Below are 26,225 nucleotides of genomic sequence, written 5' to 3' on the forward strand. Positions count from 1 at the left end.
TCAGTGGCCCAGCTCGCGTACGTAGCGCCGTTCCAGGGCGGCCACGGCGTAGCCGAGCCCCACGTTGATCGCCAGCATCGGGCCGTTCTCGCTGTCGTTGCCCGTGAACGCCTCGGCGCACCCCGCCGCGCGCGCCCGGTGCAGCGAATGGGTCTTGGCCAGCTTCGCCAGGCCCCGGCCGCGGTAGGCGCGCAGCGTGCCGGTCATGCCCGACCAGTAGCGGCCGCGGCCATCCGTATGGGCGAGGCTGAACGCCGCGACCCGGCCGTCCACGACGGCCAGGGAGGTCAGTTCGTGGTCCAGCGAGGGATGGTTCCAGGTCCGGGCCAGCCACTCGGCGTAGGGCATCGGGCCCTCCACCACGTCGCCGGGCTCGTCCACCATCACGTCGACGTCCGTCTCGTACAGCGGGCGCGGATCGTCGGCGAGCTCCGCCGCGGACCGCAGCGCCACCCCGTCCGGCAGGGCGTCCGCGCCCAGCGGCGGCAGGTCCGCCTTCGCGAGGTCCAGCCACAGGATGCGGCACGACCGGCTGCGGCGGTAGCCGCGGCGCTCGGCGAAGCCGACGCAGGCGGGCTCGTCCACGGTCCACGCGAACACCTTGGCGGCGCCCAGCCCCGCCGCGTACTCCTCGGCCGCGGCCACCAGCGCCGAACCGGCGCCCCGGCCCCGCGCGTCGGCGCGCACCGAGGTGTTGGCGCAGGCCACGCCCGGCCCGTCGCCGTCTTCGCCCGGGAAGAGGCCCACTTCGCAAGCGCCCACCACCCGGCCGTCCTCCTCGGCGACCAGCAGCCGGTAGCGGCGCGCTTCCGGCGCGCTCGCCACCTCCCAGGCCACGGTCCGGTCCGTCGTCACCAGGTGGGGGAAGGCGGAGCGGCGTGCCTCCGCGACGGCGGCCGCGTCGGCGGCCCGGAAATCGCGCACGGTCATGGTCATGAGCGCGCAGACTACGGCCAGGTGTCCCCGGCCCGCCTCCGATTTTCCGGCCGCGCACCCAGCGGCACACAATGGGTGCGACCAGGCACTGCCAGGCGTCGCGGGCCCGCGAAGATCTGCCGGGCAGGGCCTGAGCCCGCACCCCACGCCGTACGCACCCCAGGAGCCCCACGTGGCCTTGCAGATCACCGTCGACCCCGACGCGGCGACCGCCCCCTTCGAGCAGATCCGCGCGCAGATCGCCGAGCAGGCCCGCTCCGGGAAACTCCCCGTGGGCTACAAGCTGCCCACCGTACGCGGCTTCGCCGAGGAGCTGGGCCTGGCGGCGAACACCGTCGCCAAGGCGTACCGCGCGCTGGAGTCGGACGGCGTGATCGAGACCCGCGGGCGCCACGGCACGTTCGTCGCGGCGGCCGGTGACGCGGCCGGGCGCCAGGCCGCCGAGGCGGCGCAGACCTACGCCCAGCGGGCCCGGCGGCTCGGACTGGACCGCGCGGCGGCCCTCGCCACCGTCGAGGACGCGCTGCGGGCGGCGTACGGTGACTCCTGACAGCGGCTCCGGGCCCTACCGGCCGGGGCACACCTCCCAGCGGTAGCTGGGGGCGAGCCGAAGGGGCGCGACGGTGTCGAAAGGGAGAGCGCGCGGAGACTCCTCGGACTCGCATCGATATGCGGCTCCGACGCGCGAGGAGTCGAGCACGGTCGACCGTGCGGGGGCACCTCCCAGCGGTAGCTGGGGGACGGCTGAGGCGCCCCGGAGGCGAACCGAGCCCTGAAAAAAGAGGGGAGACCCATGGCCACCAGCCGTATCGCCCTGGTCCGGCGGCCGAGCCCGCGGCTCGCGGAGGGGCTTGTCACGCACATCGACCGCAAGCCGGTCGACGCCGCGCTCGCGCTGCGGCAGTGGGAGGGTTACGTCGCCGCCCTCCGGACGCACGGCTGGGAGACGGTGGAGGCCGATCCGGTCGACGCGTGCCCGGACGGGGTCTTCGTCGAGGACACGATGGTCGTCCACCGGAACGTCGCGCTGATCGCGCGCCCCGGCGCCGAGTCCCGCCGCCCCGAGACCGCCGCCGCCGAGGCGGCCGTGACGGCGCTCGGCTGTTCGGTCAACCGGGTGCGGGAACCGGGGACGCTGGAGGGCGGCGATGTCCTGAAGATCGGCGACACGGTGTACGTCGGGCGCGGCGGCCGCACCAACGGCGAGGGGGTGCGGCAGCTGCGCGCCGCCTTCGAGCCGTTGGGGGCGCGGGTGGTGGCCGTACCGGTCAGCAAGGTGCTGCACCTGAAGTCGGCGGTCACGGCGCTGCCGGACGGCACCGTGATCGGGTATCCGCCGCTGGTCGACGACCCGGCCGCCTTTCCGCGCTTCCTGCCGGTGCCCGAGGAGTCGGGCGCGCACGTGGTGCTGCTGGGCGGCGGCAGGCTGTTGATGGCGGCGAGCGCGCCGCGCAGCGCGGCGCTCTTCGCCGACCTCGGATATACGCCGGTGCCGGTGGACATCGGCGAGTTCGAGAAGATGGAGGGCTGTGTGACCTGCCTGTCGGTGCGGCTGCGGGAGCTGTACGTCTAGGAGGCCGGGCTTACAGGTACAGCCCCGCGTCCGTCTCGCCCGGCTGGATGGGGACCGAGGCGGGGCGGGTGCCGCGGCGGAGGGCGAACAGCTCCGCGAGCGTCGCGCCGTCCCGGCCGACGCCCTCCTCCGTGCCGAGCCAGGTGACCGCCTCCGTGCGGTTCAGCTTGCCGACCTCGATGCGGGCCAGGCAGCGGCCGGGGCGGACCACCGCCGGGTGCAGCCGCTCCAGGTCCTCGTTGGTGGTCACCCCGACCAGGACGTTGCGCCCCTGGCCCAGCAGACCGTCCGTCAGGTTGAGCAGCCGGGACAGCGCCTGGCCCGCGGTGTGCTTGGCCTCGCCGCGGATCAGCTCGTCGCAGTCCTCCAGGAGCAGCAGCCGCCAGCGGCCCTTGGCCGAGCCGTCGTCCTCGCCGATGGCGATGTCCATCAGATAGCCGACGTCGGTGAACAGCCGCTCCGGGTCCAGGACGCAGTCCACCTGGCACCAGTCGCGCCAGGAGCGGGCGAGGGTGCGCAGCGCGGAAGTCTTGCCGGTGCCGGGCGGGCCGTGCAGCAGCAGGAGGCGGCCCGCGATGTCGTCCGGGGTGACCTTCATCAGCCCGTCCATGGCGTCGGCGACCGGCGCGGTGTAGTTGCCGCGGATCTCCTCCCAGGTCCCGGCCGCGATCTGGCGGGTGGTGCGGTGCGGGCCGCGGCGCGGCGAGACGTACCAGAAGCCCATCGACACGTTCTCCGGCTGGGGCTCGGGCTCGTCCTCGGCGCCGTCGACCGCCTGCCGCAGCACCGTTTCGGCAAGGTCGTCCCGGACCGCGGTCACGGTCACGTCCGCGCCCCGGTTCCACCGGGACACCAGCAGGGTCCAGCCGTCGCCCTCGGCGAGCGTGGCGCTGCGGTCGTCGTCGCGGGCCGCGCGCAGCACGGTCGCGGCGGGCGGCAGCAGCGTGGCGCTCGACTTCACCCGGTCGACGGAGTGGCTGCGGGCATACGGCTGCTCTCCGGTCGCGAAACGGCCGAGAAAGAGTGCGTCGACGACATCCGACGGCGAATCGCTGTCATCGACGTTCAGCCGGATCGGAAGGGACTGTTCGGCGGGTGTAGCGGGCAGGGTCTGCCTCCTGAGCGAGCGGTCCGGTGCGGCGTTCGGCGCACCCTGCCCCATGATCCAGCACGAGGGGCGTCGGCGCACCGGGGTTTACGGCCGTTTACCGAGCTGTTCCGAAGAAGCCCACCGGAATGGGGGCGTTCAGGGATACTCTTACTCTTTGTGGGGCGTCAAGGACGGAAACGGGGCGGGGCGCGGGTGGGATCACGGGTAGGAACGCCGGTGGGGTCGCGGGCGGGGTTACCGGGAGCGCGGCGGTGGCGGATCACCGCACTGCTCGCCGTCGGCATGGGCACGCTGGCCCTGCTGCTGACCACGTGCACGAGCTGGCCGGGGGACGGCGCGGGGCGGCCGGGGGCGTCGGCCTCGGCCCGCGAGCGAGCGGCGTCGGCCGGTCTCGGCTGGGGCTTCACCCACACCCAGTACAGCGCCGACCGCGGCACCGACAGCGCCAGGAAGGCCGCCGAGTCGCTGCTGTCGGACCGTCCGATGCCGCAGAACCAGCACATCATGGGGTGGGGCGCGGGCAACCCCGAGCCGTCCCCGGGCCGCTACGACTTCGCCGACCTGGACCGGCGCGTCGCCCTGATGCGCAAGACCGGCACCGAGCCCGTGCTCACCCTGTGCTGTGCGCCCGACTGGATGAAGGGCGGCACCCCGGGGGACACGGACTGGTCGCAGGAGTCCCTGGAGACCGCGCCGACCCCCGACCACTACGAGGACTTCGCGAAGCTCGCCGGGAAGGTCGCCGACCGCTATCCGGAGGTGCGGCACTTCATCGTCTGGAACGAGTTCAAGGGCTTCTACGACGACGGCAAGAACCGCTGGAACTACGAGGGCTACACCAAGCTCTACAACCTCGTCCACGACGAGTTGAAGAAGCGGAACCCGAAGAACCTGGTCGGCGGTCCGTACGTCGTCGCCGACAGCGACCCGCCCGGCGCGGCGGGCGGCGACGCCACGGTGTCCGGCCCCTGGGGCACCCTCGACCGGCGCTCCGTCGACGCGATCACGTACTGGAACGAGCACAAGGCGGGCGCCGACTTCGTCGTGGTCGACGGCTCCAGCTACACCCGCGAGGGCGACCGGCTGATCCCGGACGCGTATCGAGCCACACAGAAGTTCGAGGACGTCACCCGCTGGCTCGACGCGACCACGAAGCTGCCGGTGTGGTGGGCCGAGTGGTACGTGGAACCGGCCGCCGACACGAGCAAGGAGGGCGCCCGCGGCCGCTGGAGCGAGGCGCACCGCGTCGCCGTGCAGGCCACCGCGTTGGCCCGGCTGGCCCGCGGCGGCGCCGCGACCGCCTTCTACTGGAACCCGGAGACGACGGACGCCGGCTGCCCCGGCTGTCTGTGGCGCCCCACCGAACTGGACGACGGCGGCAGCGCGCTGCCCATGATGGAGCTGCTGAGCCGCTTCGGCCGCGAGTTCCCGCCGGGCACCCGCTTCCGCTCGGTGGACATCGCCGCCGACGACCGGCCCCATGTGCAGGTCCTCGCCGACGACGACGCCACGCTGGTGGTCAACACCCTGGCCCGGCCGATCAAGGCGAGGGTCGACGGGCGCTCGTTCGCCATGGACGCGTACGAGGTGCGCTGGCTCAAGCGGTAAGGGCACGTCGTCCGGCTCCTCACACCATCGTCACGAACCGCTGCACCAGCGACGCCAGCACCACCACCAGCAGCGGCAGCGCGAACCAGTACGACGCCTGGAGCCACCGCAGCCGCCGTACGCTCGGCCGCACCGCCACCCGCACCACCTCGCGCGCCGCGAGCAGCACCATCAGCACCACCGCCGCCAGCGCGCCGGTCACCGACCACGGCGTCCAGGTGATCTGCGGACCGGCCGGGCCCGGCTTCGGCTCCGGTACCGCCCCGCGCGGCGGCGACGCCAGCTCGTACAGCGACGCGTCGTCGTTCGACAGCACCCGGCGCAGTTCGGGGCGCTGGTCCAGGGAGCGCAGCAGCCGCTCCTGCCAGCGCGCCCCGTAACCGCCGTCCAGCTGGAGCGAGACGGACTGGCCGCGCCCCACCATCAGGTACGAGCGCGGCCCGGCGTCGCGCAGCGCCGTCACCAGCCCGCCCACCAGCACCGGGTCGCGCGGGGCGAGCGTCGGCTCGTACGCCACCCGCTCCATGTCCCGCGCGCCCCACGGCATCGCGGGGGTGACGTTGTTGACGGGGTCGTCGCTCAACCACAGCACCCGCACGGTCGGCTTGTCGTGCGCGTAGAGGTACTCCATGGCCGCGACCTCGCCGGGCCGCACCCGCTCGAACGCCTCGTTGCCCCAGCGGGCGACCAGGAAGCCGGACATCAGTGTCAGCCCCGCCACCAGGGCCGCGACCGGCGCCAGGCCCCGGCGGTCCGGCCGCACCCGCGGGAAGATCGCCAGCGCCCCGAGCACACAGGCGCCCGGCAGCGCGAACATGAAGACGCGCAGCGCCATTTCGCCGCCGTAACTCTGCATGCCGAAGCCCAGGAACGGCACGAAGGTCAGCACCAGCAGCGCCCGCTCGGTGAAGCCCGCCGCGCGCCGCCGCAGCAACCCCCAGCAGGCGCACGCCAGCACCCCGCCGGCCAGCGCCACCCGCACGTACAGCACCAGCTTGTGCACACTGCTGCCGCCCTCGATCCGGCCGGAGACGGACGACGACACATTGCCGCCCACCCCGCCGACCCCGCCGAACAGCTCGTCCCAGTGGCCCGACCAGTACGGCTCCGCCAGGAAGCCGATCCAGACGACCACCATCACCCCGCACAGCAGCGGCAGCCCGTACAGATCGGAACGCCGCACCAGGACCAGCGCGGTCACCACGCCGAGCATCACGAACGGGGTCAGCTGATGCGCCGCCACCGACGCAGCGAACAGCGCGATCAGCAGCCCGAGCAGCGCCGCGCGCTGACCGCGCGTCGCCTCCGCCACCTCCGCCTCACCGGGCCTGTGCTTGGCGCCCAGCACCCGCGGTTCGCGGAACCACACCAGCAGCACGGCGACGAACACCAGATAGAAGAGGTACGTGAACCCCTGCGGCGAGAAGTAGTCCTGGCCCACCCAGCCGCTCAGGGCGAACAGCCACACCGCCGTCCACTTGGCCCGCCAGCTCGCCCGCAGCGCGCGCATCAGCACCATCAGAGGGGCGAGGTAGAGCAGCTGGATGACCGTCGGCCACCAGCGCAGCAGCGCGGAGAAGTCCCGTACGCCACACGCCTCGGCGAGGAACGCGGCCCCGGCGAAGAAGCCCGGCCAGCTCCAGCGCGCGTCGAGGTCGGGCACGGCGTCGCCGGTCCGGCCGATGTAGTCCAGGAATCCCAGGTGCTGCCACGCGGTCGGGAACCGCGGATGCGCCTCCAGCACGGCGGGCACGGCGTGCAGGGACACGACGGTGGCCAGCAGGGCGACAGTGAGCAGCGCACGGCGCTGCTGCCCGAGCGCGAGCGCACCGGCGAACACGGCGACGAGCAGCGCCGCCCCCAGCAGCGTCGGCCCGGGGGTGACGGAGACCAGCCCGAGCCCGCCCATCCGGTCCAGGTCGGCGGCGTCCAGGCCGAGCAGCGGCAGCCAGTAGAGGCCGAGACCGGCGGCCAGGACCGCCCACAGGACGGCCGCCACGGGGTACGGCCGCGGCTTGCCCGCATCGCGCGGTGCCTGCGGCGCGGCGGGCGCGGCACAAGCAGTGGGTGGGGCAGAAGCAGTGGGCGCGGACGGTACGGGGGGTGGGGGCGCTTCGGGCTGCGGGCCGTACCGCGCGTCGGGGCGGCGCTCCGGATGGTCGAAGTCCATGCGGACCCCCAGCACCAGCGTGTCCGCGTCCAGCCCGGTTCGCACAGCCCAGCGGGTGCCGTAGCGCCCGTCGTGCGTGCCACGGGACCGCTTGGCGCGACGGTCGCCGTCCACCGCCAGATCCGCCAGATCGCCGTCGGGCGCGGTGCCGCGCTCCAGCGGCGGGGGAGGGCCGGGCGGAGGCGGAACCCGCACCGACTCCGCGGCGGCCGGGGCCGCGGGCTGCGCCGTGACCACCCGGTACAGCTTCACCGACGCGATCGAGGCGATCACCGCCAGGCTGGAGATCTCCGCGACGCCCGCGCCCACCAGCCCCATACGCGGCAGCAGCAGCAACGTCAGCCCCAGCACCAGCACGCACAACAGCCCCTGGAGATACGCCAGCCCCGAGGTGCGGCTCTGCGCCCGCAGCACCGCGAAGTACACCTCGATGGCCACCCGCAGCGCCGCGCCCACCGCGAACCAGCGCAGCAGCGGCGCGGCCGCGTCGGCGTAGCCCGCCCCGAACACGCTCAGGATCTGCGGGGCGAAGACGAACAGCCCGAGACAGACCGGCAGCATGATGCGCACCATCCGGCGCAGCGCCGCCCGGCAGTTCTCGGCGAGCCGGGCCGGGTCGTGCGAGCCCTCGACGGTCAGCGACGCGCCCATGTTGATGGCGAGCAGATTGACCGTGCCGGCGATGGTGGTGGTGATGTAGAAGTAGGCGTTGTCGGCCGCGCTGACCTGCGAGGCGACGATGACCGGCACCGCGTACACCACGGCCAGCGAGAACAGCGACCCGGTGTAGTCCCCGGCGAGGAAGCGGCCCATCTCCCGGTACGACGCGGGCCGCGCCCGGTCCTCCGTCCTCTTCACATGCCGCGGCACCAGACGCCGGAAGACCAGCCAGCCCAGCGGCAGCACGGACAGCGCTATGGAGACCACCCACGACACGAACACCCCGGCGGTCGGGATCGTGGCGGCGAGCGCGACGAGCAGCAGCAGCTTCGCCGCCAGGAACACCGTGTTGCCCACCGGCACCCAGAACGCGCTGCGCAGCCCGGTGAGCACCCCGTCCTGGAGGGTCAGCAGCGACCAGCCGACGACCGCCACGACGAAGCCGATGCCATGCACCGGGCCGTGCAGAAAGCGGTACGAGGGGCCCCAGAGGTTCAGCGTGAGCAGGAAGACCGCGGCGGCGCACGCCACGACCACCGAACTGCCCGCGTAGGTGACGCCCACCAGCCGTCCCGTGGTCCGCCCGGCGACCGGGATGAACCGGGCCAGGGCGCCGGTCAGCGTCACCGCGGTCAGCCCCGCGAGGAGCTTCATCGCGGCGATGGCCGCCGAGCCCTGGCCGACCGCGTCGTCCGCGTAATAGCGGGCCGCGGCCAGCCAGAAGCCGAGGCCGAGGACGGCCGAGATGCCCGTGTTGAGCATCAGCGCATAGGCGTTGCGGAACAGCTGGCTGCCGCCGCCGGGGCCGGTCGGCGGCGGCTGCTCCGCGGCCGGCCGCGCCCCGGCGGCGGCCTCGGCCCGGGTGGTCGTGTCGGACACGGGCTCAGTGCACCTTCCCTAGAAGCTGACGTGATCTGCGGACGAGGGCATAGCCCTTGGTGAGCGCCCGGTCCCGGGCGAAGGCGCGGCCGACGGCCCGGCCGTGGACCAGCCGCGCGAACGCGTCGATGCCCGTGCCGCGACGGACCGTCACCCGCCGCAGCGCGTACGGCCCCTGGCGGCGGTCGGCCAGAGCGTTCCCCACCGCGAGCGACACCGCGAACCCGGCGTCCCGCACCACCTGCCGGACCCGGCGGTCGGAGTAGCCGTAGGGATAGGCGAACGACACCGGCGGACGGCCCAGCTCGGCCTCGAGGATGTCCCGGCAGCGCACCACCTCGAAGCGGAGCCGCTCGTCGCCGAGCTGGTCGAGCTGTGGATGGGTGTGGCTGTGCCCGCCGATCTCCATCCCGGCCGCGGCGAGTTCGCGCACCTGCCCCCAGTCGAGCATCACGTCGAGCGCGCCGTCCGTCTCGTACCGGCCGCGCAGCCACCCCGTCGAGGCGAACAGGGTGGCCTCGAAGCCGTGCCGCTCCAGGACGGGGAGGGCGTGGCGGTGCACGCCCTCGTAGCCGTCGTCGAAGGTGATCAGCACGGGGTTCGGCGGCAGCGCATCGCCCCCGCGCCAGGCGTCGGCGAGCCGCGCGCAGGTCACCGGGGTGAAACCGGACGCGCCGAGCAGCTCCATCTGCTCGGCGAACGCCCCCGGTGAGACGGACAGCGCGTGCGTCGCCCGCGCCGGGGTGTGGGCCACGGCGTGGTACATCAGTATCGGCACCGGTCTCGCGCTCATGTGCTGCCCCTCGCGGGCTCGTCGGCCGACGACCCCGGCACCGCCGCGATCGTGACGCGGGCACCGCCCGCCCGGCGGGCCCGGGCGGTGCCGATCAGATAGCCGCCCGCCGCGGCCGACACACCGGCCACGATCGCGCCCGCCCGCCCGGCCCCGCCCGCCCGGCCGAGCAGGGCGTCCCGCAGCCCGCGGGCGACGCCCGCGGGCAGCACCCGGGTGGTGTAGCGGCGCTCGGCCGCCAGCCCGGCCCGGGCCCCCACGCTGCGGGCGACCAGGGCCTTCGACAGCCCCTCGGCATACGCCCGGCTGCGGAAGTAGGCGAACCGCTCCCGCGCCGCTGGCACCTTGTGGTGGATCACCGCGCGGTCGTCGATCAGCAGCACCGCGTCCGGCCGGGCGCGCGTCAGCCGGATGCACAGCTCGGTCTCCTCGCAGCCCAGCGGCCGCTTGTCGGCGTCCCGCCCGATGCCGCTCGCGAACCCGCCCACCGCGTCGAACGCCTCCCTGCGGAACGAGGCGTTCCCGCCGAGCACGTTGCGCACCCGGACCCGGCCGGGCGGGAGCCCCCGGTACGTACACCCCACGACCCAGTCGAACTCCTCCGGGAACCAGGCCGGGCGGCGCCGGGACGCCCACACCGGCTCGGTGCGCCCGCCGACCGCCAGCACCCGCGGATCCGCGTACCCGTCGGCGAAGTGGCGCAGCCAGTCCCGCTCGGCGACCGCGTCGTCGTCGAGGAACGCGATCACCTCGCCGGTGGACGCGGCGATGCCGGTGTTACGGCCCGCGGACAGGCCGCGGGGGCCCGCGTTGGCGAGCACCCGCACCCCCTCACCGGCGCCGGCACCCTCGTAGTGGTCCCGGAGCCGCCGCAGCAGCGCCGGGTTGTGGTCCACCACGAGCAGCGTCTCCTCGGCGGGCCACGACTGGTCGCGCACCGAGGCCACCGCGGCGAGGATGTCGTCCCAGCGGTCCTCGGTGTAGACGCAGATCACCACCGAGATCCGCGGTTGCGGTCGGGCGAGGGTCAAGACACCTCCCCTCGGGCCGCCGCGGGCGCCACTGCCGGGCGGCGGGGCCGCCGGATGCCGCGCTCGCGCAGGATCACCCTCAGCACCCGCAGCCCGTCGCGGACGGCCCGCAGATTGCTGGCGCCGTGGATGCGCTCGTACTCATGGCTGGGGATCTCCTGGACCCGCAGCCCGGCCTTGACCACCCGGATGTTCATCAGCGTCTCCACCTCGAACCCGGCGCAGTCCAGCGCGATCTCGTCCAGGCAGTGGCGCCAGAAGGCGTTGTAGCCGTAGCACAGGTCGGTGTAGCGGGCGCCGAACTTGCGGTTGACGATCGCGGTGAGCGCGCGGTTGCCGAGCTTGCGGATCGACGTCATGTCGTCGGTGCCGCCCCCGTTGGCGAAGCGCGAGCCCTTCGCGAAGTCGGCGCCCGACACCAGCGCGGACACATAGCTGACGATCTCGGACCCGTCGGCGGAGCCGTCCGCGTCCACCATCACCACGATCTCGCCGGTGCAGGCGGCGAATCCGGTGATGAGCGCGTTTCCCTTGCCCTTGCCGCGCTGCGGCACCACTTTCACGTCCGGCCGGAGTTCCCGGGCCACCCGGACCGTGTCGTCCGTGGAATCGCCGTCCACCAGGACGACTTCATGGATCCAGTCCGGAAGGGTTTTGAAGACGTACGGAAGATTCTCGGCCTCGTTCATCGCCGGAATCACGACGCTCACCGGCGGCGCGATCGCGAGATGCGAGGAGATGGGCCGGTATCGAGATGATCCGGCGGCCGGTGCGATATCGGACGTGACCGGTCGCACAAACGACGTCATGACGATGATTCCCTCTCGTCCGGTGGACCACCGCCCCCCGGCGGTCCTTTGGTGTATCCGGTTCGAAAGGGGGGTTCTCATCCGCGCATGACGGCATGGACTTTCGTGCACACCGTGCAGAACGGACGAGCTGGCTGTTACTGGCCTCGCGGCACGCGTCCCGGCGCCCGCCCCGACAACGGGCAGGAAAAACCGGACGCGGCACCCCCCTACCGCGCTCCGCACGGAATCCACCGCGGCGCTCGAGCCCTCCCCTTGAGCCGCGTTGAATGATGGTCCGATGCGGGTTGAGTAACGACGGTATTCATGCTCGTAACTCAGGTGAGCCTCTTGACCCTAGGGCAAGACGGCGGTGGCGACACCTCTTTCTGAAATGTTGACCTTCATTTCCCTTCCCCATTCCTCCCGGCCGCCCGCACACTCCCCATGCGTTTCAGCAGCCGGTCGGCCGGTCCGAAAAGCTCCGGCCGGGAAAGCACCGTATTGCGCAGCGCCCGCACCGGCGCACGTCGTGCCCGATGCCCCAGCGCCACCGGGTGGCGGCGCATCACCCACCCCTCCGACACGCTGAGATCGCGTGTCTTCAGGGAGTCCTTGTATTCCTTCTCGCCGCGCCCGAGATCCAGATAGTCCACGCCCTCGGCGGCGGCTCCCTCCGCCATCCGCAGGTGCAGCACCAGACCGGGCGAGAACTTGGCGAAGTCCGTGTCGTACGCCGGGAACCAGCACGCCATGACGCGCTCCGAACGCAGCCCGAAGTGCGCGGCGATCGGCCGGCCGCCCGCGTACAGCACCGACAGCACGCCCGCGAACGATGCACCCCGGGTGTGGAACAGCTGCCGCACCAGCCGGATGATCCACGGATGGGCGAAGCGGTCGCTCCGCCCGGTCCTGCGGTACTGCGCGGACTTCCACCCCATCAGCGTGCGCAGCACGGCCGGATCGCGCTCGTCGTGGACGTAGGACACCTCGCCGACGTCCCGGCCGAGCTTGCGCTGCTTGGCCAGCGTCGTCCGCGTGAACTTCGGCGAGCGGGCGCGCAGGTGGGCGAGATACGCCTCGTAGCCACGGTCCACGTCGATCACGGGGGAGTCGTACGACCCCCGCGCCGCCACCTCGAACGGCTTCTGGCCCTCCACCAGGTGGTCGAACTCCCACACCGCCAGCCCGCACGCCTGTAACAGCTCGCGCGCGTCCCACTGGAACCCCGGCCGGTGCACCAGGCCCTGCGCGTCCGACAGGCCGAGGCCGATCGCCCGGCCCACCCCGAACCGGGTCCGCTGGAACGGGAAGAAGGCCACCGGCTCGCCCTCCTCGCGCACCACCGCGATCCGCACCCCGCCTCGGCAGCGGCCGAGCGCGAGGGCGAACTCGGGTGACAGAAAGGGGTTCGCCAGCTGGGGCGCGCCCAGCAGGGGCGCCTGGGCCTGCATGGCCGTCCAGACCGCCCGGTCCGCGGCGGTCAGTTCGCCCGGCCGGTACACACGGATCTCCACAGGTCAGCAGCCCCCGCCGCTTTTCCGAGGCTCGGCGAGCCCCCGGCCCGGGCGCCGGGCCCGCCCGAGGAGTGCCGGGGCCAGCATCAGCAGACTCAGCAGGCCCACCGCGGCCACTCCGCCGTGCACCGACCAGAGGTGCAGCGCGAGCATGGTCTGCGCCACCAGCAGATCGAGGGCGAGCGCGCCCGCCACCCCCAGCACGATGCGGACCGCCGCGTCGAGCCCGCGCAGGGCGCTGCCCACCGCCGCGGCGGGCGCCGCCACGAGGAAGAACAGGGTGAACGGCGCGCGCAGCGGCGAGTCGAAGTCCGCCAGCGTGAGCGCGGCGCCGGTGGCCGCGATGCCGACGGCCGCCCCCGCGGCCACCGGCAGCAGTTCGGCGCGTGCCGATCCCTTGTCAGTGTTGGTCTGCATTGGCGACTTTGCCCCCCGAAGCGCCGGATGCCGGGCTTCAATGTCGCGCAGCGCGCCAAGGGCCGTCAAGACGGGGAAAGCGTGCGAAGACGTCATGCGAGAGCGTGAGGTTGAGCGCCCACCAAGGGTTTTGCGCACCCCGCGCGCCAGGCGCGCGCCGGGGATTGCGTGCAGGATTCACCCTTTTGAGTGATCGAAAGATTTTGGACAGCTACACGCATAGATCATGATTTTGGGCGGCATGACATAGCCATGTCACGGCGCCGATATATGCACGGTGGCGTGATTGACGGTTTCGAACGCGATTGCCCGTTACGGGGTGATTGCGCCTCACATCGGCACAGGAGTGATCCTGCTAGGGAGATTCGAATGAAACTGTCCAGACTCACGGCGGCCTTAGGCGCGTTCGTCGTCGGCGCCGTCCTCGCCCTCACCGGGGCCGGTGCCGCCCACGCCAGCGGGCAGAGCGCCGGCCCTGCCTATGTGGCGCTCGGTGACTCCTACTCATCCGGCGTCGGCGCGGGCAGCTACGACAGCGCCAGCGGTGCCTGCAAGCGCAGCACCAAGGCGTACCCCGCGCTCTGGGCCGCCGCCCACTCCCCCTCCAGCTTCGCCTTCACCGCCTGCTCGGGCGCCAAGACCGGCGACGTGCTCAGCAGCCAGCTCGGACCGCTCAACTCCGCCACCGGTCTCGTCAGCATCAGCATCGGCGGCAACGACGCCGGGTTCGCCAGCGTCATGACCACCTGTGTGCTGTCGGGCGAGAGCGGCTGCCTCAACGCCGTGGCCAACGCCCGTACGTACGCCGAGAACACCCTGCCCGGCAAGCTCGACCAGGTGTACGACGCCATCAGCGCCAAGGCCCCGTCCGCCCAGGTCGTCGTCCTCGGCTACCCGCGCTTCTACAAGCTGAAGGGCTCCTGCTTCCTGGGCCTCAGCGAGGCCTCGCGCGCCGCCATCAACAACGCCGCCGACCTCCTCAACTCCGTCACCGCCAAGCGCGCCGCCGACCACGGCTTCGCCTTCGGCGACGTCACCCCGACCTTCACCGGCCACGAGATCTGCTCCGGCAGCGCCTGGCTGAACAGCGTCACCTTCCCCATCGAGGAGTCGTACCACCCGACCGCCGCCGGTCAGTCCGGTGGCTACCTCCCCGTGTTCACCGCGGCTGCCTGAACGGATCCGTTCCCCGAGGTGCCCACGTAGAGGAGGAGGCCCCGTCCGTCGGGGCCTCCTCGCACGTCGTGGCGAAGTCGACCCGCGAGGATGTGACGGCCTGGGCGCCCTTCGGGCCCTTCGCCTCCACGGCGATCCAGTCCTCGTGGCGGGCCCCCGCCTGATACGACAGCTCGGTGTGGCGCACCGTCCGCGCCGCGTCGCCCTCGTCGAAGTGGGCCGACTTCCAGCCGCCGTCCGACACCCGGCCGCTGCCGGTGATCCAGCGGTACTGGACCGTCGCGGGGGCGTGGTTCACGGAGAGGGCCGCCGTGAAGGACGGCGCCTCGCCGGACGGGGGCGGGCAGACGCCCTCGTAGTCGTCGCGCTCGGCCTTGATGACGACGGTGACGGTGAGGGCGGGGGAGGCGGTCGCGGCCGTGGTCGCGGGGTGGCCGTCGTCGCCCTTGCTGTCCTTGGTGGCGTCCGTACGGTGCGTGCCGGTGGCGGTCGTCCTGCCGCCGGTGCCGTCGTTGTTGCCGTCCTGGCCGCCCTCGTTCAGCAGCGCCCAGGTCAGCCCGCACAGCGCCAGCACGCCCAGCACCGCCCCGGCCGCGATCGCGGCCACCGCCCGCCGGGGATGCTCCGGCGGCGGCTGATCGCCCGCGGGGCCGACGGGCGCGGGGGCGGCAGTGGCCGGATGGCCACCGCGCGGCGGCGTGGGGGCCGTTGGTGTCGTCGGTGGCGCCGGGGTCGCCGGGGGCGCGTCCGTGTGGTGCGGTACGCCGCCGGGGGTGCCGCCCGCGGCCACCAGCCGCAGCAGCCGCTCCGCCTCCGCCGCCGGCGTCCGCTGCCGCGGATCCTTGTGCAGCAGCCCCTCCAGTACGGGCCTCAGCGGCCCGGCCCAGTGGGGCGGCGGTAACGACGCGTCCACCACGGCCCGCAGCGTCGACAGCGGCGTGTCCTGGCGGAACGGCGAGAAGCCCTCCACCGCCGCGTACAGCATCACGCCCAGCGACCACAGATCCGCCTCCGGGCCCGGCGGTTGGCCGAGCGCCCGTTCCGGGGCGAGGAACTCCGGCGAGCCGACCAGCTCCCCGGTCAGCGTCAGCGCCGCGTCACCCTCCACCACGGCGATCCCGAAGTCGGAGAGCACCACATGGCCGTCGTTCGCGATCAGTACGTTGCCGGGCTTGACGTCCCGGTGCAGGACGCCCACCGCGTGCGCGGCCCGCAGCGCCGCCAGCACCTCGGCGCCCACGAACGCCGCCCGCGCGGGCGGCACCGAACCCTCCGCCTCCAGCACATCCGCGAAGGACAGCCCGCGCACCAGCTCCATGACGATCCACGGGCGGCCGCCCTCCATGGCCACGTCGTACACGGTGACCACATTGCGGTGCGAGACCCGCGCCGCCGCCCGGCCCTCGCGCTCCAGCCGGGCGTACAGCCGGTCGATGTCGCGGTCGCCGAGGCCGGACGGGGCCCGCACCTCCTTGATGGCGACTTCGCGGCCCAGCGCCTCGTCGTACGCCCGCCACACCACGCCCATGCCGCCGCGGCCCAGCTCGCCGAGGAGGCGGTAACGCCCCCCGGCCAGCCGCTCGTCCCGTCGGCCGGAACCCTCTTCGCTCATGGCCGAGCCCTCCCCCCAACCGAGCAATTCGGGCTGAATGTACCTCAACCGAGCGTTGTTGCCGCCCCCCTGAGCACCAATCCGCAGCCGAGCACGAGCACGACGGCGGCTGTCCCGAACGGCGACGCGCGGTGCAGCACGCCCAGGAGCTTGTGGCCCCGGCCCGCCCGTTCCCGGCGGGCCATGAGCCGCTCGGCGGCCTCCTGGCCCACCCGTACCGCCATGAACCCGGCCGCCGTGAGGGTCAGCGCCAGCCCGAGCCCGTACGCCACCACCAGCACGACCCCGAACCACGCCTGCCCGAGCGCCGCGGCGCCGACCAGCACGACGACGGCGGAGGGGCTGGGGACCATGCCGCCCGCGAAGCCCATCAGGAGGGTGCCGCGGAGGGTGGGGCGGATTTCGTGGGTGTGGGTGTGGCCGTCCCCGTGGTCGTGGGTGTGCGTATGCCCGTGGGTGTGCCCATGCCCGTGGCTGTGCCCGTGCCCGTGCTCATGCCCGTGCCCGTGCTCATGGTCGTGCTGGTGCTGGTGCTGGTGTGCCTTCACATGGCGGTGTCTGCGGACCGCCTTGCGCAGCAGCCCCGCGCCCGCCAGCGCGACCAGCACCCCGCTCGCGATGCCCAGCCAGGAGATCACCGAGGGCGCGGCCGCCGAACCCGCCGTGACCAGCAGCCCCAGGGCGAACACCCCCATCGTGTGGGTGACCGTCACCGACGCGCCCAGCGTCAGCACATCGCGCAGCGCGCTGCGCCCGCCGGCCGCGGCGGCCGCCGCCATCATCGTCTTCCCGTGGCCCGGGGCGAGCGCGTGCATCGCGCCCAGCATGACCGCGATGCCGAAGGCGGTGAGCGCGAAGCCGAAGGTGATGTCGTGCCGCGCCACCATCGAGGTGAGCGCCTGCGTCCAGCGGTCCGCGCCGCGCGGCAGCACCGACGAACCCACCGCGTCGTCCCGGTCGGACGCCGGGCCGGCCGCGGCCAGCGCCGGACCGCCCGGCTCGACCCGGAGGGTGGCGGTGCGCTGATCGAGCGGCGAGGAGAGCTGGCCCTTGGGGTAGCGGGTCAGCCGGTGGGAGGCCGAGCGGGTGGACACCGTCGAGTCGGTGAGCGTCATCCGGTCGCCCTGGGCCGTCAGTTCGCGCCAGCCGGGGCCGGTGCCGATGTCGTGGGGGCGGTAGCCGATGGCCGCCTTCTGCGCGTGCGCCAGGCCCGCCGTCAGCCGGCAGTCCACGCGCAGCGTCGGCAGCCCGGCCTGACCGGGCCGGTTGCGGGCCGCGCTGCGCTCCACGCGGACGTCGGTCTTACGGCCGTCCACGGTCAGGCGCGCCTTGTCCGCGGCGGTCGCGCAACGGGTGTCGGCCCAGGTGGACAGCTCGCTCCGGGAGAGCGTGTCGTCGCCGCTCTTGTCGATCTGCGCCTTCGCCTGCGCGGACGGGATCTCGGCCAGGTCCTCGACGTGGTCGACGCGGATGGCGTCCTGCGTGACGACGAGGCCGTCGTAGCGGTTGACGGTGAAGTTGCCGAGGGGATGCGCCTCGGCGCTCCCGGCGGGCAACAAGAGCGGCGCCACGGCCCCCAGGAGCATCCCGGCGGCGATGACCCGCCGCCGGACCCGCCGCCGAGCGGCCACGTCCCGGGGATGCCCGGACGCCTTCCCCCACCCCGCCCCTTCCCGAACCCGGGGCTCCGCCCCGGACCCCGCCGTGGGCTCGGCCCAGGCGCGAGCTGAGCGCTCTGCTCCGGCCCCGGCCGGGTGCTTCGCCTCGGACCTGGCCGGGGGCTGCGTCGGGTGTTCCACCGTGGCGCCAGTCGTGGACTCCGCCCCGGATATCGCCGTGGGCTCGGCCTCAGGCCCGGGAGCGGGCTGTGCGCCGGACCGCGCCGGGTGTTCCGCCTCGGGCCTGGGCCCGGGCTTCGCCCGGGACTCTGCCGCGGGCTCCGTCTCGAGGGTGGGGCGCGTTGCGGCGGGCTTGGTCGCCGTCCAGCCCGGCCAGGGGGCACCTCCCAGCGGTAGCCGGGGGAGATTGAGGACCGGGGTCCGGGGCGGAGCCCCGGTTCGGGAAGGGGCGGGGTGGGGAATGGTCATCGCGCACCGCCCAGCCGCTTCAGGGCCGCCTTCGCGTCGCGCGCGCCCGTCGGGGAGAAGCCCGGGTTGAGGTCGAGGGCCGCGGCGAGGTGGTCGCGGGCGGACGCGTCGTCGCCGAGCGACTTCTCGATCATGCCCCGGTGGTAGAGGAAGGCCGCGTTGCGGTAGCCCGGTTCGGCGGCGCGCTTGGCGGCGGTGAGGGCCTCGCGGTCCTTGCCGTTGCGGTGCAGGGCCCAGGCGAGGGCGTCGGCGGTGTGCACGGTCTGCCGTCGGTCCCATTCGGCGCGGGCCGCCTTCAGGGCCTCCTTGACGTCGCCGTGGTCGGCCGCGACGAGGGCGCTGTCGAGGTCGGTCGCCACGCCGTTCGCGCGGGCCAGGGTGATCCAGGTGTCGACCACCGCGTACTGCTGCTTCGCCTTCTGGGCGTCCTTCTTGCCGTCGCCCCGCGCCTCGTACGCCTCGCCCAGCGCCGCCAGCTGGGCGGGCAGCGGGGAGCTCCGTACGACCGCTTCGAGGTCGCGTACGGCGGCCCCGAAGCGGCCCTCGGCGGCCGCGGTGCGGCCGCGGTACTCCAGGGCCGGGAGATAGCCGGGCGCGGTGCGCAGGGCGGTGCGGAAGGCGCTCCGCGCCGCGTCGTACCGGCCTTGGCCGAAGGCGAGTTGGCCGAGCGAGGTGGCGACGTAGGCGATGTCGCCGGGCGAGGTCGCGGACTCCCGCGCGCGGTCCAGGACCTCGCGCGCCCCCTTCGGATCGCCGCGCAGCTCCTTGNCGTAGGCGAGCCGGGTGAAGATGGGGATGCCGGGCCGCACCGAGTCGGCGTGTTCGGCGGCGGCGGTCGCGTCCTCGTAGCGGCCCAGCTCCACCAGGGCGTCGATCCGGACGGCCATCGCCGACTGGCTGTAGGAGTTGATCTTCAGGGCCTTGTCGGCGTCCCGCAGCGCGCTCGGGAAGTCGTGCCGGGCGGCGGCGAGGGAGGCGCGCCCGGCGAGCGCCTCGTCGTTGTCGCGCGGCTGGACGGCGAGCGAGCGGGCGAAGGTCTTCTCCGCCTGCGGATAGCGGGTGGGGTCGCCGGTGGTGCGGGCCTGTTCGATGTAGGCGGCGCCGAGCCCGGACCAGCCGGAGGCGTCCTTCGGCTGGGCGCGCAGATGCTTCTGGAGGGCGCTGATCCGTCCGGCGAGGCCGTCGGCCGAGACCTGCTGGAGCGACGCCGGAGCCCCGGCGGCGCGCAGCGACACCGGCCCGGCGGGCTGGTCGGCGGGGGTTCCACTGAGTACGGACGAGGCGGCGGTCAGACCCACCGCGAGGGTGCAGACGACGGCCGCCGTGCGGACCGTGCGGGGGAGGGGTGGCCGGAGAGCCATGGGTGACAGCTGCCTTTCGCCGTAACAGGCATAACAGGAAAGAGGGGGGCGCGGTCCCGCACGACGGGGAGTGTGCGAGGGGCGGGACCGCGCCCGCGGGGTGGTGCGAGAGGAGACGGGCGCGGGTCAGTGCCTGCGTGCGCGGGCGGGACGGCGCGACTTGCGCCACCACATGAGGCCGAGGCCCACCAGCAGGACGGCGCCGCCGCCGCTCGCCGCGGATCCGGCGAGCACCATGGTGTCCTCGGAGGAGCCGCCGATGCCCGAGCCGCCTTCCAGCAGGGACGAACCGGCGCTCTTGGAGACGGCCTTGGCGTCCGAACCGGAGCTGGGCAGCGCGAGGAACGGGAAGGCGCCGTAGAACTCCTGGTCGTTCTTGTCGACCGCGTCGCCCAGGTCGTTCTTCTTGCCGAGGAGTTCGCCCTCCACGGCCTGGAGCGAGATGTCGAGCACGTCGTCGAGCGGCCGCCGGCCGTTGGGGAACCCGGCGTTGTCACCGTCGAGCACACCGAGCCGCTTGGGGTTCTTCGCGGGCTTGATGGAGGTGTTGAGGCGCAGCATCTCGGAGGGGCGGACGTGCGGCGGCTGGTTGAGCTTGGGCACGCCGGTCAGGAAGACCTGCACGAGGTCGTCGCGCGGGGTGTCCGGGGCCTCGATCTTGTAGATCTGCTCGATCAGCTTGGGCAGTTCGGGTTCCGTGACGGACTTCAGGAACTGGCCGTCGTCCCACGGGGCCGAGGCGTTGAACTTGTCCTTGTCCTTGCGCGGCAGGACCACCTCGTTGACCAGCGGGTTGCCGAGCCGGGAGACCTGGGCCCAGTCGCCGTCCGCACTCCTGCGGTGGACGGTGGACCACACGCCGATCACCGGCTGGTCGTCGGACTTGGTCAGCGCCTTGGTCGGCACCTGGAGGGCCAGGGACTGGACGTTGTACCCCTTGAGGGTGTCGTTGCCGACCTCGGACATGTCGCCGCCGTAGAGCAGGTCGAAGACCCGCAGGTCGGCGAAGAACGGGTCGTCGGCCTGACCGGCGAAGCTGGTCGAGCCGCCGCTGTAGCCGATCTTCTGGACCGCCTGGTCGCGGAGCTTCTTGTAGTCGGGCATGGACGCCTTGCCGACGTTCGACGGGGCGACCGGCAGGTCGTCGGCGAGCTTGGCCCGGGCGACGGCCCGCTGGTTCTTGAGCTTGATGACCTCGAGGTCGTAGCTCTGGGTGAAGTTGAGGTCCGGGTCGTCGAGCGACTCGACCGGGCCGGTGTTGTAGAGGAACGTGTCCCCGTTCTTCACATGGTCCTCGAACGTCCAGCGGAAGAGCAGATCGCCCTGGCCGTCGCCGTCGTTGTCGACGTGCAGGTCGTACCGGGCGTCCGTGCCGAACTTGTAGAAGTTCGGGCCGCCGGCCGGGTCCTGGAACGGCAGGAAGTTCGTGACCAGGGTGGTCGTGTCCGACTTGTCGGGGCTCTGGAACGCGTACACGTCCGTCGCGTCGTACTGCGGCTGCCCCGAGATCAGCGGCGCCTCCCGGTGGCTGGAGGCTGCCGCGGTCTGCGGCTGTAGCGCCGCGACGCCGGCGGCCGTGAGCGCGCCCGCGGCCAGCGAGCAGCAGACGAGCCCGGCCAAGCTCCTGGTGAATGCGGTCATCGTGTCGGTCCTTCGCACCTTGCCGGATGTTCCTTCATGCGGCTATTCGGGGCGGAGGGCCGAATGGCTTGGTGCGTTCCGTAATTTGTCACGAATGGCAAAGGGGCTCTCACCGGGGCCGATCTTCACTGTATGGGCGTCAACACCCTTGACGTGGTGGTGAATCAGGAACCTGGGATGCGCAGGTGACGGCTCGGGGAGGTAGGGTTACTCTGCCCGGGGCGGGTGCCCTCGAACGGGTGGGGAGTGACATGGAGCAGATAACAGTACGCAGCAGGCCCCGAGTGCCTGCCATTCACTGCGGGAGCGGAGCGTCCAGCGCGCGGCTCGACCGCCATCTCGCGGTGCTGGGCGGCCCGGCCGTCCCGGAGCGGGAGGCCGAGGGCGCGACGGTGCTGATGCAGGAGCTCATCGCACGCGATCAAGCGCGCGCGAAGAACAACCGGGGTGCCCGGGTGTCGCTGTTCGCGCCGCTGCGCCGGCTGCGGCGCTCGCTGTTCGGCAGCCACGCCTGACCCACCGCGTCCGACCGCCCCGCCAGGCCGCGGCACACCCGCGCGCGACCGCATCCGCATCCCGGGTAGGCAGGACGCACCGGCCCGCTCCAGCCGGTGCTCCGTGGCATGAGTTCACGCCGTTGAGTTCACGCTGTGAGGCACGGCACACCACCGGCCTCCCGGGATGCGTACCGCCCCGCCCCCGCCGTGTAGTGGCGGGTCGGTCACAGCAGCGCGAACTGGCCCTCCGGCCCCTCCTCCTGGTGGTCCAGCACCGACGCCGGGCGGCGGGCCCCGGCGGCCACCGGCAGCACCCCCGCGGCGCGCAGCTCCTCCGAACCCACCACCGGCCCTCCGGCCACCCGGTCGGCCAGCGCCTCCCGAGCCGGGCGCAGCTCGGCCAGCAGCGCCAGCACGGTGATCAGCTCCAGCAGCTCCGACGTCCAGGCCCGCGGCCATCCGGCCGGTGCGCCGACCGCCTCCAGCGTGCCCGGCTCGGCCCGCGCCGTACGCCGCTCGAACCACGCCTCCAGCACCCGCACCCCGCCCGCGTGGGCCTCCCACGCGGCCCGCGGTACGGGCGAGATGCGCCCCCCGCCCAGCAGCAGGGCCGCCTCGTCCGGGTCGTAACCGATGGTGTCCGGCAGCCCGCGCTCGGGCAGCGCTGCGCGCACGTACGGGCGCTGGCCACCCGGCATGCGCGGGCGCTCACCACTGTGCGCCCCGCGCGTGTGCAGCCACAGCGCACGGCGGCCCAGCTCCACGCCCGTCTCCCAGGTCTCGGGGTCGGCGGTCAGCGGTACGGCGCACGGCGCGCCCCGGTGCGCGGCGGCGGCCCAGGCGAGGAAGTCCTCGGCGGCGACCGGATGGCCGAGCCGCTCACCGAGGTGGCCGAGCAGCCCCGGCGCGAGATTGGGCTCGTGTCCGCCCGGGCGGCGGTAGAGGGGGCGGATCAGCCCGGGGCGCCCGGCGGGCGAGTGGCCGTCGGGCAGCAGCGCCGAGAAGGTGAGCACCGGATCGGGGTCGGGCCCGCCCGCCTCCACCACATGGATCTGCCGGTCGTCCGCGACCCGCCACAGCTCGGGGCGGGCGGCGTCGAGCACGCGGTGATCCGGTATCAGCCACTGCTGGTCGAACGGCCCGTGCGCGACCCGCACCGGCTCCGGACACGGCCCGTCCTCGCGGGCCAGCCGGGCGGTCGAGGTGGCCTGGCCGGGCAGCTGGCTCACGGAGGTGTGCAGCGTACGGGCGCGGCTCGGCCGGAACAGCGCCGCCCGCTCGGCCTCGTCCCCGGCGCCCACCAGCCGCGCCCAGCGGGCCCGCAGTGCCCCCGCGTCAGGGCCTGCGACCCAGCCCCGCCCGAACCGTGGCGGCCGCACGGACCAGGGCATGAGATCCGCCAGCAGCGCTGCGTCTCGGGTTGCCGTCACCCTGCCGCCTTTCACCCGGCACGTACGTCGGTCAGCCCGGGCATCGTAGCTGTGTCCGCCACGGTGGTCAGTCGGCGTCCACCGTCACCGAGAACGAGAAGCGGTCGCCGCGGTAGTGGATGCGGGCCACGTCGACCACGCGGCCCGCCTCGTCGTACGTCACCCCCGTGTAGTGGAGGATCGGGCTGAGCAGCGGGATCTGGAGGAGGCGGGCGGTCTCCGGGTCGGCCAGGCGCGCTTCCACGGTGTCGGTGATGCGGCTGATCCGCACCCCCACCGCGTCCCGCAGCACCTTCGTCATGGGCCAGCGCGCCAGGTCCGCGAGGTCGATGCGGGCGGCGAGCTCGGGGCGGACCAGGTTCTCGGCCCAGTTGGTGGGCTCGTCGCCGTGCTCGTCCCGGCGCAGCCGGCGGTAGGAGGCGGCCTCCTCCAAGCCGGGGAAGTACCCGGCGAGCTCCGCCGGGACCGGTGCCGGGCCGTGCTCCAGCACCGTGGTCCGCTCCCCGGACTGCTGGGCCACGATCGCGTCCACCGAGCCCAGCAGCCGCACCGGCGTGCCGCGCCGCGCGCTCGGCTCGATGAAGGTGCCGCGCCGCCGGTGGCGGCTGATCAGGCCCTCCGACTCCAGCTCCTTCAGCGCCTGCCGCATGGTGAGGACGCTGACGCCGTAGTGCTCGGCGAGCCGGTCCTCGGTCGGCAGCCGCAGCGGCTCGTCGGGCCCGCGGCCGAGTATGGAGGCGCGCAGCGACTGCGAGACCTGGTACCAGAGCGGGAGCTTGCGGTTGAGGGCGAGGGAGTCGGGGGCGAAGGTGGTCACAAAGCGGCTCTCCGGTCACGGTCGCTGACGGCCTTGAGGCTCACGCGCGGAAGTGGCGCTCCAGACCCTGCCACACCGCGTCATAGCCCGTCTGGAGCCGGTCGGACTCCCTCGCCTGCCGGGTGGCCGTGACCGGCCAGCGCGTCTCGAACATGAACGCCAGCCCGTCGTCCAGCTTCCGGGGCGTCAGCTCGGCCGCGCTCGCCGCCTCGAAGGTGTCGTGGTCGGGGCCGTGCGCCGACATCATGTTGTGCAGCGAGCCGCCGCCGGGGACGAAGCCGCCCGGACCTGCGGTCTTGGCGTCGTACGCGCCCTCGATCAGACCCATGTACTCGCTCATCACATTGCGGTGGAAGTACGGCGGCCGGAAGGTGTCCTCGCCGACCAGCCAGCGCGGTGCGAACACCACGAAGTCGACGCCCGCGAGCCCGGGGGTGTCGGACGGCGAGGTGAGCACCGTGAAGATGGACGGGTCGGGGTGGTCATAGCTGATGGTGCCCATGACGTTGAAACGGCGCAGATCGTATACGTACGGCACGTGGTTGCCGTGCCAGGCGACGACGTCGAGGGGGGAGTGGTCGTACGTCGCGGCCCAGAGGTTGCCGCAGTACTTGTTGACCACCTCCACCGGGCGCTCCACGTCCTCGTACGCCGCGACGGGGGCCAGGAAGTCGCGCGCGTTGGCCAGCCCGTTGGCGCCGATGGGGCCGAGGTCGGGGAGGACGAAGGGGCGGCCGTAGTTCTCGCAGACGTAGCCGCGGACGGAAGCGCCGAGCGGCTCGACCCGGAAGCGCACCCCGCGCGGGATGAGCGCGACATGGCCCGGCTCGGCGCGCAGCAGCCCCAGCTCGGTGTGGAGGAGCAGCCCGCCGCGCTCGGGGACGATCAGCAGCTCGCCGTCCGCGTCGCTGAAGACGCGGTCGGTCATGGGCGCGTTGGCGACGTAGAGGTGGATGGCCATGCCGGTGCGCTGGGCGGCGTCCCCGTTGCCGCCGAGCGTCCACAGCCCGGACAGCCAGTCGGTGGGCCCGGCGGGCTCCGGCAGCGGGTCCCAGCGCAGCCGGTTGGGGTCCGGGACGGAGTCGGTGAAGGGGGCTCCGCGCAGGGTGCCGTTGTCGATGCGGAGATACGGCGGGTGCGCGGCCGACGGGCGGATGCGGTACAGCCAGGAGCGGCGGTTGTGGGCGCGCGGCTCGGTGAAGGCGGTGCCGCTCAGCTGCTCCGCGTACAGCCCGAGCGGGGCGCGCTGGGGCGAGTTGCGGCCGACGGGCAGCGCGCCGGGGACCGCCTCGCTGCTGTGCTCGTTGCCGAACCCGGAGGCGTACACCAGCCCTTCGGCGGTCTTGCGCGCTCGCTCGATCCCCGTGCCCTCGCCCATGGCGTGCTCCCGACGCTCCGACGAATCCTCTGTCCGACGATAGGAATCGAAGAGGGCTTACGTCAATGATCGGGCAGGATGGTGGCGTGCCCATACCGCCTCTCCGCCGCCCACCGGTCCAGCGCCGCAGCGCCGAACGCCTCGGCCGGATCCTCGACGCCTGCGCCGAGCTGCTCGACGAGATGAGCTATGAGGAGCTGAGCACCCGCGCGGTCGCCGAGCGCGCCCAGGTGCCCATCGGCTCCGTCTACCGCTTCTTCTCCAACAAACGGGCGATGGCCGAGGCCCTGGCCCACCGCAACCTCGACGAGTACGCCGCGCGCATCACCCGGCGGCTGGCCGGGGCCGGGGCGGACGGAAGCGACTGGCGTGCCGCGATGGACATCGTGGTGGACGAATACCTGGAGATGAAGCGCGGCGCGCCGGGCTTCGCGCTCGTCGAGTTCGGCATGCCGGTCCCGGCGACCGGCCTGCCCGACCAGCCCAACCACCTGGTGGCCGACCGCCTCCGCGCCCTCCTCGCCGAACCGCTGGGCCTCGACGGCACCGCCGAGGCCGACGAGCGCCTGCGGGTCGCGTTCCTGCTCGCGGTCGAGACGGCGGACGCGCTGCTGCGGCTCGCCTTCCGGGTGGACCCGGAGGGGGACCCGGCGGTCGTGGCAGAGACGAAGGAGCTGCTGCGGGCGTATCTGGCGCGCGTGCTGGATTAGCGGCGTCCGGTCAAGGGGCCCGCGCGAGCGGTA

The 26,225-nt window shown here is 73.3% G+C and carries 21 protein-coding genes; 6 read left to right on the top strand and 15 right to left on the bottom strand.

Annotated features, from left to right (window positions below):
• Positions 1-936: an N-acetyltransferase family protein gene (locus tag LCH29_RS06090; RefSeq protein ID WP_446460648.1), complete on the bottom strand. Its 936-nt coding sequence runs from the start codon at positions 934-936 to the stop codon at positions 1-3.
• Positions 937-1,108: 172 nt separating this feature from the next.
• Between LCH29_RS06090 and LCH29_RS06095 the strand changes: the two genes are divergently transcribed.
• Both LCH29_RS06095 and ddaH read left to right on the top strand, forming a co-directional pair.
• Positions 1,109-1,486 carry a GntR family transcriptional regulator gene (locus LCH29_RS06095; RefSeq protein WP_446460649.1) on the top strand — a complete coding sequence of 126 codons (378 nt, stop codon included), beginning with the start codon at positions 1,109-1,111 and terminating at the stop codon, positions 1,484-1,486.
• A gap of 243 nt (positions 1,487-1,729) precedes the next feature.
• The gene (gene ddaH, locus LCH29_RS06100) at positions 1,730-2,509 is read left to right on the top strand and encodes a dimethylargininase (protein WP_446460650.1); all 780 of its coding nucleotides are present in this window, start codon (positions 1,730-1,732) and stop codon (positions 2,507-2,509) included.
• Between the two features lie 10 nt (positions 2,510-2,519).
• Here ddaH and LCH29_RS06105 read toward each other — a convergent pair whose 3' ends face one another.
• A complete protein-coding gene (locus LCH29_RS06105) occupies positions 2,520-3,671 on the bottom strand; it encodes a DUF5925 domain-containing protein (RefSeq protein WP_446460651.1) in 1,152 nt (383 codons plus the stop codon).
• A gap of 165 nt (positions 3,672-3,836) precedes the next feature.
• Between LCH29_RS06105 and LCH29_RS06110 the strand changes: the two genes are divergently transcribed.
• Positions 3,837-5,228: a xylan 1,4-beta-xylosidase gene (locus tag LCH29_RS06110; RefSeq protein WP_446460652.1), complete on the top strand. Its 1,392-nt coding sequence runs from the start codon at positions 3,837-3,839 to the stop codon at positions 5,226-5,228.
• A 19-nt stretch (positions 5,229-5,247) separates the two neighbouring features.
• Here the strand turns inward: LCH29_RS06110 and LCH29_RS06115 are convergent, their stop codons facing one another.
• The 6 genes from LCH29_RS06115 to LCH29_RS06140 all read right to left on the bottom strand — a co-directional run bounded on the left by LCH29_RS06115 (position 5,248) and on the right by LCH29_RS06140 (position 13,483).
• Positions 5,248-8,937, bottom strand: a complete 3,690-nt coding sequence (locus tag LCH29_RS06115; protein ID WP_446460653.1) for a lipopolysaccharide biosynthesis protein — start codon at positions 8,935-8,937, stop codon at positions 5,248-5,250.
• A 4-nt stretch (positions 8,938-8,941) separates the two neighbouring features.
• Positions 8,942-9,730, bottom strand: coding sequence for a polysaccharide deacetylase family protein (locus LCH29_RS06120; protein ID WP_446460654.1), 789 nt, complete (start codon positions 9,728-9,730; stop codon positions 8,942-8,944).
• Positions 9,727-10,761: a glycosyltransferase family 2 protein gene (locus LCH29_RS06125; RefSeq protein ID WP_446460655.1), complete on the bottom strand. Its 1,035-nt coding sequence runs from the start codon at positions 10,759-10,761 to the stop codon at positions 9,727-9,729. The genes LCH29_RS06120 and LCH29_RS06125 overlap by 4 nt, the downstream gene beginning before the upstream one ends.
• The gene (locus LCH29_RS06130) at positions 10,758-11,570 is read right to left on the bottom strand and encodes a glycosyltransferase family 2 protein (RefSeq protein ID WP_446460656.1); all 813 of its coding nucleotides are present in this window, start codon (positions 11,568-11,570) and stop codon (positions 10,758-10,760) included. Before LCH29_RS06130 ends, LCH29_RS06125 begins: the two co-directional genes overlap by 4 nt.
• A gap of 383 nt (positions 11,571-11,953) precedes the next feature.
• Positions 11,954-13,066 carry a GNAT family N-acetyltransferase gene (locus LCH29_RS06135; protein WP_446460657.1) on the bottom strand — a complete coding sequence of 371 codons (1,113 nt, stop codon included), beginning with the start codon at positions 13,064-13,066 and terminating at the stop codon, positions 11,954-11,956.
• 3 nt (positions 13,067-13,069) lie between these two features.
• Complete coding sequence (locus tag LCH29_RS06140; RefSeq protein ID WP_446460658.1) at positions 13,070-13,483, bottom strand: hypothetical protein; 414 nt, start codon at positions 13,481-13,483, stop codon at positions 13,070-13,072.
• A 369-nt stretch (positions 13,484-13,852) separates the two neighbouring features.
• Here LCH29_RS06140 and LCH29_RS06145 point away from each other — a divergent pair, with 369 nt between their 5' ends.
• Positions 13,853-14,659, top strand: coding sequence for an SGNH/GDSL hydrolase family protein (locus LCH29_RS06145; protein ID WP_446460659.1), 807 nt, complete (start codon positions 13,853-13,855; stop codon positions 14,657-14,659).
• Here LCH29_RS06145 and LCH29_RS06150 read toward each other — a convergent pair.
• The 4 genes from LCH29_RS06150 to LCH29_RS06165 all read right to left on the bottom strand — a co-directional run bounded on the left by LCH29_RS06150 (position 14,643) and on the right by LCH29_RS06165 (position 21,360).
• Positions 14,643-16,271: a serine/threonine-protein kinase gene (locus LCH29_RS06150; RefSeq protein WP_446460660.1), complete on the bottom strand. Its 1,629-nt coding sequence runs from the start codon at positions 16,269-16,271 to the stop codon at positions 14,643-14,645. The genes LCH29_RS06145 and LCH29_RS06150 overlap by 17 nt on opposite strands.
• Before the next feature lie 44 nt (positions 16,272-16,315).
• Entirely contained in the window at positions 16,316-17,857 is a 1,542-nt protein-coding gene (locus tag LCH29_RS06155) for a HoxN/HupN/NixA family nickel/cobalt transporter (protein ID WP_446460782.1), read from the bottom strand.
• Between the two features lie 497 nt (positions 17,858-18,354).
• The gene (locus LCH29_RS06160; RefSeq protein WP_446460661.1) at positions 18,355-19,719 is read right to left on the bottom strand and encodes a tetratricopeptide repeat protein; all 1,365 of its coding nucleotides are present in this window, start codon (positions 19,717-19,719) and stop codon (positions 18,355-18,357) included.
• Positions 19,720-19,845: 126 nt separating this feature from the next.
• The gene (locus tag LCH29_RS06165) at positions 19,846-21,360 is read right to left on the bottom strand and encodes a DUF4331 domain-containing protein (protein WP_446460662.1); all 1,515 of its coding nucleotides are present in this window, start codon (positions 21,358-21,360) and stop codon (positions 19,846-19,848) included.
• Between the two features lie 251 nt (positions 21,361-21,611).
• Between LCH29_RS06165 and LCH29_RS06170 the strand changes: the two genes are divergently transcribed.
• Entirely contained in the window at positions 21,612-21,875 is a 264-nt protein-coding gene (locus tag LCH29_RS06170) for a hypothetical protein (RefSeq protein WP_446460663.1), read from the top strand.
• A 206-nt stretch (positions 21,876-22,081) separates the two neighbouring features.
• Here LCH29_RS06170 and LCH29_RS06175 read toward each other — a convergent pair whose 3' ends face one another.
• The 3 genes from LCH29_RS06175 to hmgA all read right to left on the bottom strand — a co-directional run bounded on the left by LCH29_RS06175 (position 22,082) and on the right by hmgA (position 25,482).
• A complete protein-coding gene (locus LCH29_RS06175) occupies positions 22,082-23,248 on the bottom strand; it encodes a type ISP restriction/modification enzyme (RefSeq protein WP_446460783.1) in 1,167 nt (388 codons plus the stop codon).
• Between the two features lie 106 nt (positions 23,249-23,354).
• Positions 23,355-24,104 carry a GntR family transcriptional regulator gene (locus LCH29_RS06180; protein ID WP_063733953.1) on the bottom strand — a complete coding sequence of 250 codons (750 nt, stop codon included), beginning with the start codon at positions 24,102-24,104 and terminating at the stop codon, positions 23,355-23,357.
• Positions 24,105-24,144: 40 nt separating this feature from the next.
• Positions 24,145-25,482, bottom strand: coding sequence for a homogentisate 1,2-dioxygenase (hmgA, locus tag LCH29_RS06185; protein WP_446460664.1), 1,338 nt, complete (start codon positions 25,480-25,482; stop codon positions 24,145-24,147).
• Positions 25,483-25,547: 65 nt separating this feature from the next.
• Here hmgA and LCH29_RS06190 point away from each other — a divergent pair, with 65 nt between their 5' ends.
• Positions 25,548-26,192: a TetR family transcriptional regulator gene (locus LCH29_RS06190; RefSeq protein ID WP_446460665.1), complete on the top strand. Its 645-nt coding sequence runs from the start codon at positions 25,548-25,550 to the stop codon at positions 26,190-26,192.
• Positions 26,193-26,225: the final 33 nt, after the last annotated feature.

Source organism: Streptomyces sp. BRA346 (assembly GCF_052851135.1).